The following is a 14,946-nucleotide window of genomic DNA, read 5'->3' as shown; positions in this document are numbered from 1 at the left end:
GGCGGGATCATGGCAAACACCGATATCACTTCGAAAGAGATGGATGGCTTCGGTCCGCACGGAACGGTCGTCGGACTGTTGCGCGTCCTTGGACCCGCGCATGTGTGGGCACTGGGCGTGGGCATCGTTCTGGTCGGCGAATACATGGGCTGGAACTTCGCGGTCGGCAAGGGTGGCGCCTACGCGGCGCTGATCGCCTGCTGGTTCGCGGGCATCCTTTACAGCTGCGTCGCGATGATCGACTCCGAAGTCACCTCGACCGTCGCCGCCGCGGGCGGTCAATACACGCAGGCCAAGCACATCGTCGGCCCGCTGATGGCGTTCAACGTCGGGCTGTACCTCACCTTCGCTTATACGATGCTGGAGGCCGCGAACGCGATCACGGCGGGCTATCTGGTCTCGGTCGTGGCAAGCATGACCGGATATGCGGGCGAACTTGACCAAAGGCCCTTCATCATCCTCGTCATCATGTTCCTGGCATGGCTGAACTACCGCGGCGTGCTTGCGACTCTGACCTTCAACCTTGTCATCACCGCGATCGCCTTCGTGGCCATTCTCGTGCTGTTCCTGTCGACCTCCGGCGTTCTTGGCGGTGGCATCATGCAGCATGCGGCCCTGATGGAGGGGCATGAACTGCCCTACGGCTGGATCGGCGTGCTGGCGGCGATGCACTTCGGCCTATGGTACTACCTTGGCATCGAGGGCACGACCCAGGCGGCCGAGGAAGTCCGCTCACCCGCCCGGGCGCTGCCGTTCGGCACGCTCGCCGGCATCATGACGCTGCTGATCGCGGCGACGCTGACCTGGTACACGTGCTCGGGCGTGTTGCCGTGGGAATACCTGGGCGACGGCGTCGACGGTTCGGTCGCGCCGCTCTTCGACACCGCGCGCCTGTCGGGGTCAACCGGGCTTGTCTGGCTGCTGGGCTTCGGGACGCTTTTCGCGACGCTCGCGTCCGCCAACGGCTGCATCAACGACGCCAGCCGAGCGTGGTTCGCCATGGGCCGCGACAAGTACCTGCCGGGCTGGTTCGGCGCGGTGCATCCCAGGTATCGCACGCCCTACCGTTCGATCGTGTTCCTGGTGCCGATCGCGCTGATCTTCGCGCTTGGCGCTCCGCTTGACCAGGTGATTACGTTCTCGATCCTGTCCGGCCTGCTGGAATACACCTTCATGCCCCTGAACGTGATCATGTTCCGCAAGAAATGGCCCCTGAACACGATCAAACGGGGCTACGAACATCCGTTCCACCCGCTGCCGGCCATCGTGCTGCTCTGCCTTTGCGGGATCACCTTCTTCGCGGTGTTCCTGGGCTACGGCACGCAGTTGATCGCGATGATCGGATTCTACATCGTGGTCTCGCTCTGGTTCCACTTCTGGCGCTACCGCTTCGTGAGCCGCGGCGCGCAGTTCACGATGCCCTGGCCGAAACCCGAAGGTTACTGATCCCCAGTGAAATCGGAGGTGGCCCGCCCCGGCGGGCCATTTCCATCCGGAGGCCCTGTGATGGACCGTCTTTTCCTGATGCTTCTGGCCCTTGGCGCGGGCCTGCTGGTCGCGCTGCTGCTGACGCGCTCGCTTCGCGCGGGCCGCGAACGCAGCGCGAACCGTGCACGCTACTTCGACGCCGCCAAGTCGTTGCTGAACGAGCGCCGGACAGGCGAAGGGACGGCAGGATTCCCGCGCCTTTCGGGGCGTTACCGGGGCCGGCTGGTGGACCTGCAGGCGGTTCCCGACACCTTGACCTTCCGCAAGCTTCCCGCGCTCTGGGTGCTTGTCACCCTGCCCGAACCCCTGCCGCTTCGCGCCACGCTGGACCTGATGATGCGGCCGACGGGGCTTGAGCCCTTCTCGAACTTCAACGGCCTGTCGGACCAGATCGCCCTTCCCGCGGGATTCCCGGAAACGGCGACCATTCGCAGCGACGATGCCGCCAGCCTGCTCCCGGAGGCCGTCCTGAGGCCGCACCTTGGCCTGTTCGACGACCCGCGCATAAAGGAACTGATCGTCTCGCCCCGCGGGCTTCGGGTCGTCTTCCTTGCCGAAGAAGCCGACCGCACCCGTTACCTGCTTTATCGCGATGCAGAGATGGCGGCGGATCAGCTTGACCCCACCCGCCTGGAACCGGTGCTTGAATCGCTTCTGGCGTTGCGCGACGATATCATTGCAAGCCAGACGCCCTTTCAGGAAAGCCTCTCCGCATGACCCCGGCCCCCAGATCCCCGTTGAACCCCTATCTGGTGCTTGCGTCGGCGATCATCCTGCCCGGGTCCGGCCAGGTTCTGAACCGGCAGCCGTACCGGGGTCTGATCTTCGTCTTCTTCATGCTGCTGCTGGGCGGCTTCACGCTCAAGACGGCGTCGCCCGATGTCTCGGTCGTGGGCAAGTTCGCTGGCGGGCTGTTCGTCTACGCCCTGGCGATCATGGACGCCTACAAGACCGCCCGCGTACGGACCGAGGTCTGGCGGCATCACCATGGCCGCTCTCAGGCCTGAGGATAGGCGATCACGGACAGGTAGCGCGCGGGCAGCTTCACCAGCACCTCGGGGCCATGCGGCGCATCCGCGTCGAAGAAAAGGCTGTCGCCGGGGGTCATGTTGAAAAGCTGATCGCCGTGGCGATAGGTGACCTCACCCTCAAGCATGTAAAGCAGTTCGATCCCGTCGTGCTGAAAGGCGGGGAAGGTGTCGGACTGCTCGGTCAGGGTGATCAGGTAAGGCTCGACCACCACGCCGGAGGAGTTCGACCCTATATGGCCCAGAAGGTTGTATTGGTGGCCTGCCCGCGTGCCGCGGCGCTCGATCTCCACATGCTCTCCGGCTTTGACATGCTGCACCTCTCGCCGTTCCTCGTATCCGCGGAAGAACGAGGTGAGCGGCGTCGAAAAGGCGTGGCTCAGGATCTGAAGCGTGGTGAGCGAGGGCGACGTCATGCCGTTTTCGATCTTCGACAGCATGCCGATCGAAAGGCCGGTCACCTGCGACAGTTGCGCGACCGTCATCCCCTGCTGGTGGCGGAAGGCGCGAACCTCGCGGCCGATGGCGCTTTCAAGATTGCGCTCGGTCAGTTCGCGCACGCGGTGCGGGTCCTGGTTGAACGCGGGCTTGGCAGGGGTGATCGCGGGTGCGTCCGTCCCTGCGTCTGGCTGTTTCGGCGACATGGGCATATCATGGCTGGGGAACGTGCCCATTTTCACTACTGTGAAAATAGTCTGCACTCAATAGGGGCGAACGCGATATGATCACCTCGGGAAACGGAACGACGGAAACACTGGGCTTCCTTCTTTTCCCCGGCTTTCCGATGGCGTGCCTGACGTCGGCGATCGAACCGCTGCGCGCGGCCAATGAAATCACTGGTCGGAAAGAGTTCGCCTGGAAACTGGTCGGGGAAAGCGCGGCGCCGGTGCGATCGAGCGCAGAGGTGCGCTTCGACCCCGACATGAGCCTGGATGAGGCACGGGGGCTTGATTACCTGTTCTTCCTGTCCGGACCGTCGGGCACATTCGAGGACCCGCGCCGTTCGCAGGCGCAGGTGCGCTGGCTGGACCGCTCCGGCGTCACCATCGGCGCCTTTTCGGGCGGGATCTTTCCGCTGGCGCGCACCGGGCTGATGGAGGGACGGCGCTGTTCCGTGCACTGGTGCTATGAAGCCGCCTTTGCCGCCGAGTTCCCGCTGATCGACGCAACGCAGGCCGCGATCCTGCGCGACCGCCGACGGATCACCGTTTCGGGCGCAGGCGCGGTCTTCGACCTGATGCTGCGTCTGATCGAAGAGCGGCTGGGCCGCCCGACGATGACCGAGGTCGCCTGCTGGTTCCAGCACCCCTTCGTGCGCGACGAAAACGCGGTCCAGACCATGCCGGTGGCGGGCGCGGGGGGGACCGAGACGCTGCTGCCCGCGCCGGTCCGGGCCGCGATCGCGCTTTTTGCCGACCATATCGAGGATCCGATCCAGATCGCCGACGTCGCGACCGCCGTGGCGCTGTCCGAACGCCAGCTTGAGCGGGTTTTCAAGGCCGCGACGGGCCAGACGCCCTTGCGCTACTACAGGCTGATGCGGCTGCGCCGTGCGCGTCAGCGGGTCATCTTCTCGAACGCGTCGCTGACGGAAATCGCGCAGTCGGTCGGCTATTCCAGCTCGACCGAACTTGCCCGGTACTACGCCGCCGCCTTCGGCATCGGCCCGCGCGAGGAACGGCGCAGCCTTGCGGGGCTGCGCGGCCTGTCGGGGGCGATGCCGCCGGTGCCCGAAACCCGGCGTGCCTGAGCGTCAGAAGGCGCTTTTCGCCGCCGCCGCAAGGGCGTGATGAAGCGATGCGGCCGAAGACCGCGCGCTGATCACGTCGATCTCGTCCGGCCTGCGGATCAGCAGGAACGCCCCCAGATGCTCGATCATCGTGCGGATGGCGTCACCTGCCGAGCTGCGCGCCAGATCGACGTTGCAAAGCCTTTCGAACAACCGCGGCAGGTCCGCGCCGCTGACGCGCAGCCGCACCCAGGCGTCCGTTTGCTCGGTCAGGGATGCCGCATCCCCGAAGACGGGCTTCAGCGCGGCCACGATATCTTCGTGCGTGGCAAAGGGCGCCTCGACCATCCACATCTCCGGCCCCGTCCAGAACGCGGAACAGGGTGTGCCGGCGGCATGGCGTCCGGCTTCGGGCAGGGTCACACCGATCTTCTGCGCAGCGTCGGCCACATCGGCGATGCGGCCCTGCCGCGCGGCCACCGAGGCCATGGCGATATCCGTCACCTCGGCGATGGTGATCGGTCCGACGGTCACGCTTTCGGGCATGTCGTGCCCCAGCGGGGTCACGGATTTCAACGAATGATCAGGCACGAAGACGCTCCCCTTCCGGATCGAAGAAATGCGGGCTGACGATTTCGATCTCGACATCGGTTTTCTTCAGCAGGTTGACCGCGCGCATGCGCTCTCCCACGCGGGCGGAGCCGTTCTTGAGATAGCCCAGAGCAATGGAATGGCCCAGGTGCGGCGAATAGACGACCGAGGTCAGCCAGCCGTCGTCGTGGGCAGAGACTGCGGGCTTGCCGGTGGCGATGAAGTGACTGCCGGCAGTCAGCGGCTGCGCCGGATCGACGGGCCTGACGCCGACCAGCCGCAACCCGCCCTCGGCCACCATACCCTCACGCTGGGAAAGGACCATTCCGATGGCGTCCTTCTTCTTCGACACCATCTTGCCCAGCCCCATGTTCAGCGCGGTGGACTGGCCGTTCAGCTCATTGCCCGCGACATGGCCCTTCTCGACACGCATGACGCCCAGCGACTCGGTCCCGTAGGGCACCGCGCCGAACTCCTCTCCGGCCTTCATCAGTTCGCAGATCATCGCGTCGCCATAGCGGGTCGGAACCGCGATCTCATACGCAAGCTCGCCCGAGAAAGAGATGCGGAAAAGCCGCGCCCTGAGGCCGCCGCAAACGGTGATGTTGGCGCAGGCCATATAGGGGAAGGTCGCGTCGGAGATATCCTGGTCCACCACCTTTTCCAGCAAGCGCCGCGCATTCGGACCGGCGACGGAAAACTGCGCCCAGGCCTCGGTCGTCGAGATCATCTGCACGTCCATGTCGGGCCAGAGGCACTGGCGGCAGAATTCAAGGTGTCGGAAGACCGGGACCGCGTTGGCCGTGGTCGTCGTCATCACCCATTCATCCTCGGCCAGACGCGCGGTCGTGCCGTCGTCCATGACCATTCCGTCCTCGCGCAGCATCAGGCCATAGCGCACCTTGCCCACCGGGAGGGTCGAGAAGGTGTTGGCGTAGACCCGGTCCAGGAAAGCGCCGGCATCCTTGCCCTGGATGTCGATCTTTCCCAGCGTCGTCACGTCGCAGATCCCGACCGAGGCGCGTGTTGCCAGAACCTCGCGTTCCACGGACTGACGCCAGTGCGTCTCTCCCGGTTTCGGGAACCACTGGGCGCGCAGCCACATGCCCACCTCGACGAACTCCGCCCCCTGTTCGGCCGCCCACTTGTGCGAGGGCGTCAGCCGCGTCGGCTTGAAGTCCTTTTCGCGCGACCGGCCCGCAAGCGCGCCCATCGCGACCGGCGTGTAGGGCGGGCGATAGATCGTCGTGCCGGTCTGAGCAATGGTCTGCCCGGTCATTTCCGCCATGACCGCAAGACCAAGGAGGTTGCCGGCCTTGCCCTGGTCGGTCGCCATGCCCAGCGTCGTGTAGCGCTTCAGATGCTCGACCGAGCGGAAGCCCTCCTGGTGGGCCAGCTTCACGTCCTTGACGGTGACATCGTTCTGCGGATCGACCCAGGCGCGGCCCTTTCCGGCGACATGCCACTTGGGCGTGATCGACACCGGGGCGTCCTCGGCCTCGGGCAAGTCGAAGGCGGCCGCGGTTTGGCCAAGATCGGCCAGAGCCGCCGCAGCCGCAGCCGCGCCGGACCGCAATGCCGCATGGGTCGAAAGCTGCCCCGCCGCGGCACCTGCGGCCACAAGCCCACCCGGCCCGCCGGGGCCGGGAATGAAGGCGGCGATGGTGTCGTCCCAGACCGGCCTGCCCCGGTGGTGCGAGGTCAGGTGCAGGTTCGGGTTCCATCCGCCCGAGACCGCCAGCGCCTCGCACTCTACCGTCCGCGTCTTGCCCGAGCCGCCGCGCACCGTGACCGAGCGCAGGCCCAGCCGGCCGCGGCTGCCGACCACTTCCTCGCCCTTGCGGCTGTCGATGATCGCGGCGATCTCCACGCCGCTTGCCCGCAGGTCCTCGGCGGTGCGCAGCCCGTCGTCGTTGTTGGTGAAGACCGCGACGCGGCGCCCGGCCGTCGCGCCCCAGCGGTTGGCATAGGCCCGCACGGCGCTGGCCAGCATGATGCCGGGCCGGTCGTTGTCCTCGAACGCGATCATGCGCTCGGTCGCGCCGGCGGCCAGGATCGCGCGACGGGCGTAGATGCGCCACAGGATCTGGCGCGGCTGCCCCGCGGCGGGAACCGGCAAATGGTCGCTGACCCGCTCCACCGCGCCGTAAATGCCGTGGTCGAATGCCCCGAGGATTGTCGTCCGCGCCATCACGCGCACGTTCGGCATGCCGGCAAGTTCGGCCACCGCCTGCGCCGCCCAGTCCGCGCCCGCCATGCCGCCGACACCGTGGGTTTCGGCGTTCAGGCGTCCGCCCATGCGAAAATCCTCATCCGCGAGGATCACCCGCGCGCCCGACCGACCGGCGGTCAGGGCTGCGGCAAGGCCCGCGGGCCCCGCGCCGATGATCAGGACATCGCAGTGCAGGAAACCCTTGTCGTAGATGTCGGGGTCCGGCAGGCGCGACAGGCTGCCCAGACCCGCGGCGCGGCGGATGATCGGTTCATAGATCTTTTCCCAGAACGCCGCCGGCCACATGAAGGTCTTGTAGTAGAACCCCGCCGCGAAGAACGGCGACAGCCGGTCGTTGATCGCGAGCGCGTCGAAGGCAAGCGAGGGCCAGCGGTTCTGGCTTTGCGCCGAAAGCCCGTCGAACAGTTCGACCACGGTCGCGCGGGTGTTGGGTTCCTGGCGCGCGCCGGTCCGAAGCTCGACCAGGGCGTTTGGTTCGTCCGACCCGGCAGAGATCGGCCCGCGCGGACGGTGATACTTGAAGCTGCGCCCCATCAGGCGCACGCCGTTCGCCAGCAATGCCGAGGCAAGCGTGTCACCCGGATGCCCGCGATAGGGCTTGCCGTCGAAGGTGAACGAAAACGTCTGCGCCCGGTCGATCAGGCCGCCGGGAATGCGGTTCGGCTGCGTCATTTCGAACGTCCTTTGGCGCGGGCCACGTCGCGGGCCAGTTCGACGCGCGTGATTTCATGGGTAAGCGTGTTGCGGGTCACGACCAGCCAGGACCGGTCGCCCTGTTCGTGGAACCACAGTTCGCGGTGTTCGCCGGCCGGGTTGTCGCGCAGGAAGACGTGGTCGTGGAGCGCCTGTGCCGCGCCCTCGGCCAAGCCGTCGGGCCGCTCGATCAGGCGCGCGTCGCCCAGGTACACGAACTCCTGCGCGTCGCGGGGGCCAAGAAGGGGATGGTTGATGATCATCTGTCTGACCTCAGTGCAGGTTCGGCGTCGGGCCCTGGCCCTTTTCGTCGATGGCCAGGCCCTTCAGGAACCGGTCAAAGCGATAGGCCGTGGCGGTTTCGTGGGGCCGGTCCGTCGCCAGCAGGTGCGCGAAGCACCAGCCCGAGGCGGGCGTCGCCTTGAACCCGCCGTAGCACCAGCCGCCATTGAAATAGAGACCCTCGACATGGGTCCTGTCGATGATGGGCGAACCGTCCATCGACATGTCCATGACCCCGCCCCAGGTCCGCAGAAGCCGCGCCCGCCCGATGATCGGCATCAGCGCCATGCCGCCCTCGGCGACGTCCTCGATCACCGGCAGGTTGCCGCGCTGCGCGTAGCTGTTGTAGCCGTCGATGTCGCCGCCGAAGACAAGGCCGCCCTTGTCCGACTGGCTGACGTAGAAATGCCCGGCGCCGAAGGTTATCACGCCGTCGATCAAGGGCTTCAGCCCCTCGGAGACAAAGGCCTGAAGCACGTGGCTTTCGATCGGCAGCCGCATTCCTGCGTGGGCCATCACGCGGCTCGACGAACCGGCAACGGCGACGCCCACCTTCTTCGCACCGACGAACCCGCGCGAGGTTTCGACACCCAGGATGCGCCCGTTCTCGATCCGCATGCCGGTGACTTCGCAGTTCTGGATCAGGTCCACGCCGTGCATGTCGGCGCCGCGCGCATAGCCCCAGGCCACCGCGTCATGGCGCGCCGTGCCGCCCCGGCGCTGCATCAGCGCACCCTTGATCGGGAAACGGGCGTTGTCGAAGTTCAGAAACGGATACATTGCCCGGACCTGATCGCGGTCCAGGATCTCGGCGTCCGCGCCGTGCAGGATCATCGCGTTCCCGCGCCGCGTCGCCGCGTCGCGGGCGGCGTCGGTATGGAACAGGTTGATGATGCCGCGCTGGCTGACCATCGCGTTGTAGTTGAAGTCCTGCTCCATCCCCTCCCACAGCTTCATCGAGAATTCGTAGAAGGGTTCGTTCCCGTCCAGCAGGTAGTTCGAGCGGATGATGGTGGTGTTCCGGCCCACGTTGCCGCCGCCGAGGTAGCCCTTTTCCAGCACCGCGATGCGGGCCTGGCGGAACTCCTTCGCGAGGTAATAGGCAGTGGCGAGGCCATGGCCGCCGCCGCCAACGATGACATAGTCGTAGCTGGCCTGCGGCGCGGGGTCGCGCCAGACAGGCGTCCAGCCGCGGTGGCCGGTCAGCGCCTCCTTGATGACGCGAAGGCCGGAATAACGCATGCGGGGGCTCCCTTCGGGCAAAGGCATGTCTTGCGCGCAATATGGCGTTTGGCTGCGTCGCGACCCCGGGCAAAACCGACACGAAGTCCGGCATTTCAGCCATGGGCACACGCCGGAGCCCGACAGACCCGCGCTTGCCAATCCCACGCGGTGGCTCTATCCAAGATCGAAGCGGCCCCGTAGCTCAGGGGATAGAGCGACCGCCTCCTAAGCGGTAGGTCTCAGGTTCGAATCCTGACGGGGCCGCCATTCACCCACTGCAACCTGTCGCAAGACGCTGCGGAAACATCACATAATTTCAATTAAATAACGCAGAACGTGCCGCAGGCCGTTGCAAAGAGTCGCGCCCAATCGTATCCTTTATGGCGGGTAAGAGTATGGGTTTTTACCAAGATGCCAAAGCTAGCCAAGGAACTTTCCCCGCTTGAGGTGCGAAACCTGCGCCACAGCGGAAAGAGCAAGTGGAACGAAGTTGTCTCTGTCGGGGGCGTTTCGGGCCTGATGTTGCAGATCACGCCGCACGATGGCCGCAGTTGGCTCCTGCGCACGAAGGTTGGTAAAGCTCGCCGTGAAATCGGACTGGGCGGCTTTCCTGATGTGACCTTGGCGCAGGCCAGGGAGCGGGCGCGGGAAGCGAAAGACCAGATCCGCCGGGGTATCGACCCCGTGGAGGAACGGAAGGCCCTTAAGTCTGCCCTGGCGGCGGCGCAAGGCCGAGGACTGCTTTTCAAGGTCGCCGTTGACCGCTGCCTTGCCGCGAAGCTGGACGGCTTCAAGAATGCCAAGCACCGCGACCAGTGGCGCAATACGCTTGATCAGTATGCGGTGCCCGTCCTCGGGCAGATGCAGGTTGAGCAGATCACGGTGAAAGACGTTCTGCGGGTGCTGCAACCGATATGGCAGAGCAAGACCGAAACGGCATCGCGCCTGCGGGGTCGCATCGAGGCGGTGCTGTCATGGGCAACGGTTGCGGGGCATCGCACTGGCGACAATCCGGCGCGATGGGCTGGCAACCTCAAGGAACTTCTGCCTGCGCCTGACAAGGTGGCTGAGAAAGAAAACCACCCCGCCGTTGCCCTTGATGATGCGCCCCGGTGGATGGCTGAACTGCGCAAGCGCGAAGGCTTCGGGGCGCGGGCCTTGGAGTTTCTGGCCCTGACCGCCGTTCGGTCGGGGGAGGTCCGAGGGGCGGCATGGGATGAAATCGACTTGGAGCGCGGTTTGTGGGTGATCCCAGCCGAGCGCATGAAAATGAAACGGGAACACAAGGTGCCACTCTCACCGGCTGCCGTTGACCTGCTCAAAGCCCTGCCGCGTCTCGAAGGCAACCCGCTGGTATTCCCTGCCGCGCGGGGTGGGCAGCTTTCCGACATGACCCTGAGTGCCACCATGCGGCGTATGCAGGAGGCGGAAGTCAGCAATCAGCGCCCCGGCTTCCTTGATCCGCGCAACAAGCGCCCCGCCGTGCCGCATGGGCTACGCAGCACCTTCCGCGATTGGGTGGCCGAGCGGACAAACTACCCCGGCGAAATGGCTGAGGTTGCCCTTGCGCATAAGATCAGCAACGCTGTTGAGGCGGCGTATCGTCGGGGCGACATGGTAGAGAAGCGGCGGCGCATGATGCGCGATTGGGCGGATGCGTTGGGCGGCGGTACTGCTCTTGGTGAGGTGGTGAGGTTGGCGTAATGGATCCGAGGACAGCGACGCGAAAGCGCATAGTTGAGGAAGTAAGCCTGCAGCACACCATGCCGGGCGAAAGCTTGCATCCATCGGGGGAGAGTCGGCAACTCTGGACCGTCTGGTTGACAATTAAGACGGGTATGCTTCCAAGGGAAACGCGATTTACTATTTTTTACTCTGAAGACGAAGCAAAAGAATTTATGGCGAGCAACGCTGTTGGCTCCGAGATCAAGGAGGCTTGGCAGGTACCAGGAGAGCTTTCTGATCCACTTAAAGTTCACTACACGGATATCATAGATTCCAAATCTTCTGTGGGATTTAGAAGTTATGGTGACCTCGATTCCCCACTAGCCTTTGAGACGCTGGAAGCGGCAGATATATATCTTGGGCAAGGCCTAACGCAGCAAGTTATTGACTTTATTGGAGAACTCCGCGCGGATGAATTGCGGCGGCAGTTTGGTCAAAACTGGAGGGCTGCAGGTGCATTCGAATACTGCTTAATGAACTTGCCTAGGTCTTCTGCAGCTTACGTCGCCGCCGCCTACCAATACCATTATTACGTTGCAGAAAACGACTTTGCTGCTGGCTATTATTGGAGAGACCTTGAGGTTATTGCTCTTGGTGTCGAGAGCGCCGCATCAGATGTAAAAGCGATGCGCAAGAATGCTGGTGACAAGGGCACCAAAGCCTCGCGCGACGCCAGGAAAAGAAGAATGCATAGATTGCTTGACGCAATGGAGACAGTTTGCACACGAAATCCCGACGTCAAAAATCCCAGCGTCATTTCTGAAATAGCACTGGCGGAATGCAAGAAGGCAGAACCCCAGCTTTGGAAGAACGGTGCGGGACAGATAAAGCAGTACCTCGTTGAGATTCGGGTTGGAGACGCTGGCGAAGCTCTCCAAGCGCGATATGCCTCCCTGTTTCCAGCGAAACCGCCTAAGCGATTGCGACCCTAGGCGCAAAGTCCTTATGCAAATGGCGGTTTTTGCCTATTCGCCTAAGCCTCTGATTATGTGTGTTTATTTCCGAACGCGGCGAAGTTCTAATAGCGCCCAATCGCAACTGATTGGAGCTAGACGCAATGCCCGACACTTACTTTTCTGACCTGCAAGTTGCCGCTCGCTACGATGTTCACAGAGCAACGCCTTGGCGGTGGGTGCAATCACGAGGCTTCCCAAAGCCACTGAGCCTGACCCCCGGCTGCACCCGCTGGAAGCTGTCGGAAATCGAGGCTTGGGAAGCAGCCCGTGCCAAGTCATCGAAATAAGAAAACCGCCACCCGTGCGATGGGCGGCGGCTTTATTCTTGCGGGCGATACGCAAGATTTAGCTCAGGCTCTGCGCGGTTTCAACTGCAATGAGGACGAGTATGAAATCCAGTATTAACCCTCCCCGAAACGCCCAGCGCATTTACCGCGTGGGTGAATTGCCGAAAGACCGCGCCCCGGCGCACTACCGGATCACGCGCAGGGACGGCGAAGCCGTCACCGTGACCCTGCAAAAGCGCCGTCGCCAGATTCTTGACCTGCTGATGCGGGGGCCGGTCTATTGCGCCTCCCCGGTGCGGATCTCGGATATCGTCTGCGTCCTTAAGCACGAGCTTGGCCTGGACGTTGAAACCGTCATTTACCCCGGCAGCAGGCAGGCCGGGGTCGGTGACTATGGCATATATTTCCTGCGCAGCGCAGTGGCCCGCCTGGATGGGCTGGAGGTGGCGGCATGATCAGCCTGCGCCTCGCTCGACTGCGCCGTCTGTGCGGCCTCTCAGGCCCCGTGGCGGGTATCCTCGCCCAGCTTGTCTATGGGGAGGGCCAAGAATGACGGACGCGCGTCAAATCACCCTGGCCATTGGGGGAGAGTGGCACGGCAATCACGGCAACGCGCCGTGCCCCGTCTGCCAACCCGAGCGCCGCGCCGATCAACGTGCCCTCTCGCTACGGGATGAGGGCGGCAGGCTTCTGGCCTACTGCCACAAGGGCGGCTGCGACTTCCGCGAAATCGTGAAGGCGGCGGGACTGCCGCTCGACCGCCTCGCCCATGATCCCATCGCCCAGCCCGAGGCCGAGGCAAAGCGGGCCGACTATGAACGGGCGCAACTGGACAAGGCCCGCGCCCTCTGGTGCCGCTCCATGCCGATCAGCGGCACGAAGGGAGAGGCATACCTGCGAGGTCGGGGCATCACCTGTGACCTTCCGCTGTCGCTGCGGTGGGCAACGGACCTGCACCACGCACCAAGCGGGCGCTGGCTCTCTGCGATGGTTGCCGAGGTTTCCACCGGGGCGGTGCATCGCACCTTCTTCGAGAAGACCGGACGCCGGATCACGGGCAGCGCCAAGATGATGCTTGGACCCTGCGGCGGTGGTGCTGTGCCGCTCTCTGAAGGGCCTGGGGCGCTTGTGGTGTGTGAGGGCATAGAAACGGGCCTGAGCCTGTGCAGCGGCCTTCTGGAAGGCCCTGCGACGGTATGGGCTGCCCTTTCTGCCCCCGGAATGAAGGCGCTGCGCCTGCCCGAACGCCCAGGCCGGTTGATCGTCGCAACAGACGGTGATGACGCGGGCGAGAACGCGGGCCGGGTGCTGGCGAGTGCCGCCCATGCGCTGGGCTGGGATGTGTCGCTTCTGCCCGCGCCGCAGGGTCTGGACTGGAATGACGTATTGCAGGGGAGGGCCGCCGCATGACTGCGATCACCCCTCAGCCTGTCACCTTCATTCCAACCGGTGCGCCGGAACCGATCAAGGCGACCCCGTTTGTCTGGCGTGACCCTGCCGCCCTCGCGCGCAGGGAATGGCTCTATGGGCGGCATCTGATCCGCCGCTTTGTCAGCGTCACCGTCGCCCCTGGTGGCGTGGGAAAATCCTCCCTGACCATCTGCGAGGCAGTCGCAATGGCCTCGGGCCGCAACCTTCTGGGAGAATGGGTTTCGGGGCCGCTTCGGGTTTGGGTGGTGAACCTCGAAGATCCAAGGGACGAGCTTGAGCGCCGGGTGTCGGCTACCATGATTCACCACGGCATAGACGCAGAGGCGCTGGGTGGACGCCTCTTTCTGGACAGCGGGCGCGAGCGTGGGCTTTGCACCGCCACCCAGGCGCGGGACGGCGCGACCATCAACGCGCCCGAGGTTGCCGCCATCATCGCGGAAATCGAGGCACTCCAAATCGACGTGCTGATTGTAGACCCCTTCGTGTCCTCGCACCGGGTGAATGAGAACGACAACGGCGCAATTGACCTTGTGGCGAAGGAGTGGGGCCGCGTGGCCGAGCGGTGCAACTGCGCGATTGAGTTGGTCCACCACACCCGCAAGCTGGGGGGCGAGGAAGCGTCCTCGGAAAGCAGCCGGGGCGCGGTGGCGTTGCTGGGTGCTGCCCGGTCTGCCCGTGTCCTGAACCGCATGAGCGATGCGCAGAAGGCCGATGCCGGGGTTTCCTCGGACCCAAATACCTACTTCAGCATCGACCGTGACAAGGCAAACCTTGCCCCACCGGGCAAACGCGAATGGCGGCGCATGGTGTCGGTTGACCTGCCGAACGGCGATAGCGTGGGTGTGACGGAAGCCTGGGAATGGCCCGACGATTTCGAGGGGCTGAGTGCCGCCGACCTTCTGGCGGTGCAGCGCGCCATTCAGGACGCATGGAAGGCGGGCAATCCACCCCGTGCCAGCAATCAAGCCAAGAGCGATTGGGCGGGCGAAATCGTGGCCTCGGTGCTGGGGATGGATGCCGCGAAGGACAAGGCCCGGATTACCCGGATGCTGAAAACCTGGCTAGCAAGCGGGGCGCTGCGAGAGGTGCAGCACGAAGACGCCAAGAGGAACCTGCGGCCCTGCCTAGAGGTGGGCGAATGGGCAACCGAATGAACCCCACCACCCCTGAAACCGAGGTGGGGCAAGGTGAGGCAGTGGGGCACGATTCCCGACCTGCCGCACTGCCCCACCACCCCACCCCTAAAGGGGGGTGGGTGGTAGTGAGGCAAGATGCGGCT

14 protein-coding genes and 1 tRNA gene are annotated in these 14,946 nt (G+C 64.5%); 10 read left to right on the top strand and 5 right to left on the bottom strand.

Annotated features, from left to right (window positions below; translation table 11 throughout):
- Window positions 1–9 precede the first annotated feature (9 nt).
- The 3 genes from OEW28_RS02935 to OEW28_RS02925 are packed head-to-tail and all read left to right on the top strand — an operon-like array spanning window position 10 to window position 2,495.
- The gene (locus tag OEW28_RS02935) at window positions 10–1,446 is read left to right on the top strand and encodes an APC family permease (RefSeq protein ID WP_263733221.1); all 1,437 of its coding nucleotides are present in this window, start codon (window positions 10–12) and stop codon (window positions 1,444–1,446) included.
- A 60-nt stretch (window positions 1,447–1,506) separates the two neighbouring features.
- Window positions 1,507–2,205, top strand: a complete 699-nt coding sequence (locus tag OEW28_RS02930) for a hypothetical protein (RefSeq protein WP_263733220.1) — start codon at window positions 1,507–1,509, stop codon at window positions 2,203–2,205.
- On the top strand, window positions 2,202–2,495 hold the full coding sequence (locus OEW28_RS02925) for a hypothetical protein (RefSeq protein ID WP_263733219.1): 294 nt from the start codon (window positions 2,202–2,204) through the stop codon (window positions 2,493–2,495). Before OEW28_RS02930 ends, OEW28_RS02925 begins: the two co-directional genes overlap by 4 nt.
- Here OEW28_RS02925 and OEW28_RS02920 read toward each other — a convergent pair.
- Window positions 2,486–3,160 (bottom strand): helix-turn-helix domain-containing protein, encoded by a 675-nt coding sequence (locus OEW28_RS02920; protein WP_263733218.1) that lies wholly within the window; start codon window positions 3,158–3,160, stop codon window positions 2,486–2,488. The two genes, OEW28_RS02925 and OEW28_RS02920, sit on opposite strands and share 10 nt — an antisense overlap.
- A gap of 77 nt (window positions 3,161–3,237) precedes the next feature.
- Here OEW28_RS02920 and OEW28_RS02915 point away from each other — a divergent pair, with 77 nt between their 5' ends.
- Window positions 3,238–4,266: a GlxA family transcriptional regulator gene (locus OEW28_RS02915; protein ID WP_263733217.1), complete on the top strand. Its 1,029-nt coding sequence runs from the start codon at window positions 3,238–3,240 to the stop codon at window positions 4,264–4,266.
- Window positions 4,267–4,269: 3 nt separating this feature from the next.
- On the opposite strand, the gene OEW28_RS02910 is transcribed toward OEW28_RS02915, so the two are convergent.
- From OEW28_RS02910 to OEW28_RS02895, 4 genes are read right to left on the bottom strand one after another with little or no spacing between them, the layout of a single operon-like run.
- The gene (locus OEW28_RS02910) at window positions 4,270–4,836 is read right to left on the bottom strand and encodes a sarcosine oxidase subunit gamma (RefSeq protein WP_263733216.1); all 567 of its coding nucleotides are present in this window, start codon (window positions 4,834–4,836) and stop codon (window positions 4,270–4,272) included.
- Window positions 4,829–7,741 (bottom strand): sarcosine oxidase subunit alpha family protein, encoded by a 2,913-nt coding sequence (locus tag OEW28_RS02905; RefSeq protein WP_263733215.1) that lies wholly within the window; start codon window positions 7,739–7,741, stop codon window positions 4,829–4,831. The genes OEW28_RS02910 and OEW28_RS02905 overlap by 8 nt, the downstream gene beginning before the upstream one ends.
- On the bottom strand, window positions 7,738–8,025 hold the full coding sequence (locus OEW28_RS02900) for a sarcosine oxidase subunit delta (protein WP_263733214.1): 288 nt from the start codon (window positions 8,023–8,025) through the stop codon (window positions 7,738–7,740). The genes OEW28_RS02905 and OEW28_RS02900 overlap by 4 nt, the downstream gene beginning before the upstream one ends.
- A gap of 10 nt (window positions 8,026–8,035) precedes the next feature.
- The gene (locus OEW28_RS02895; protein WP_263733213.1) at window positions 8,036–9,286 is read right to left on the bottom strand and encodes a sarcosine oxidase subunit beta family protein; all 1,251 of its coding nucleotides are present in this window, start codon (window positions 9,284–9,286) and stop codon (window positions 8,036–8,038) included.
- A 173-nt stretch (window positions 9,287–9,459) separates the two neighbouring features.
- On the opposite strand from OEW28_RS02895, the gene OEW28_RS02890 reads away from it, so the two are divergent.
- The 6 genes from OEW28_RS02890 (at window position 9,460) to OEW28_RS02865 (ending at window position 14,821) form a co-directional block, all read left to right on the top strand.
- A tRNA-Arg gene (locus OEW28_RS02890) sits at window positions 9,460–9,535 on the top strand.
- 144 nt (window positions 9,536–9,679) lie between these two features.
- On the top strand, window positions 9,680–10,972 hold the full coding sequence (locus OEW28_RS02885) for a tyrosine-type recombinase/integrase (RefSeq protein WP_263733212.1): 1,293 nt from the start codon (window positions 9,680–9,682) through the stop codon (window positions 10,970–10,972).
- A gap of 59 nt (window positions 10,973–11,031) precedes the next feature.
- A complete protein-coding gene (locus OEW28_RS02880; protein ID WP_263733211.1) occupies window positions 11,032–11,925 on the top strand; it encodes a hypothetical protein in 894 nt (297 codons plus the stop codon).
- A 412-nt stretch (window positions 11,926–12,337) separates the two neighbouring features.
- The gene (locus tag OEW28_RS02875; protein ID WP_263733210.1) at window positions 12,338–12,691 is read left to right on the top strand and encodes a hypothetical protein; all 354 of its coding nucleotides are present in this window, start codon (window positions 12,338–12,340) and stop codon (window positions 12,689–12,691) included.
- 94 nt (window positions 12,692–12,785) lie between these two features.
- Entirely contained in the window at window positions 12,786–13,646 is an 861-nt protein-coding gene (locus OEW28_RS02870) for a toprim domain-containing protein (RefSeq protein WP_263733209.1), read from the top strand.
- Window positions 13,643–14,821 carry an AAA family ATPase gene (locus tag OEW28_RS02865; protein ID WP_263733208.1) on the top strand — a complete coding sequence of 393 codons (1,179 nt, stop codon included), beginning with the start codon at window positions 13,643–13,645 and terminating at the stop codon, window positions 14,819–14,821. The genes OEW28_RS02870 and OEW28_RS02865 overlap by 4 nt, the downstream gene beginning before the upstream one ends.
- Window positions 14,822–14,946 lie beyond the last annotated feature (125 nt).

The organism is Albidovulum marisflavi (assembly GCF_025751435.1).
In the GTDB taxonomy this organism is placed as follows: Bacteria; Pseudomonadota; Alphaproteobacteria; order Rhodobacterales; family Rhodobacteraceae; genus Albidovulum; species Albidovulum marisflavi.
Note: the sequence above shows the minus strand (reverse complement) of the source record. Positions and strands in the feature narration are given on the sequence as shown.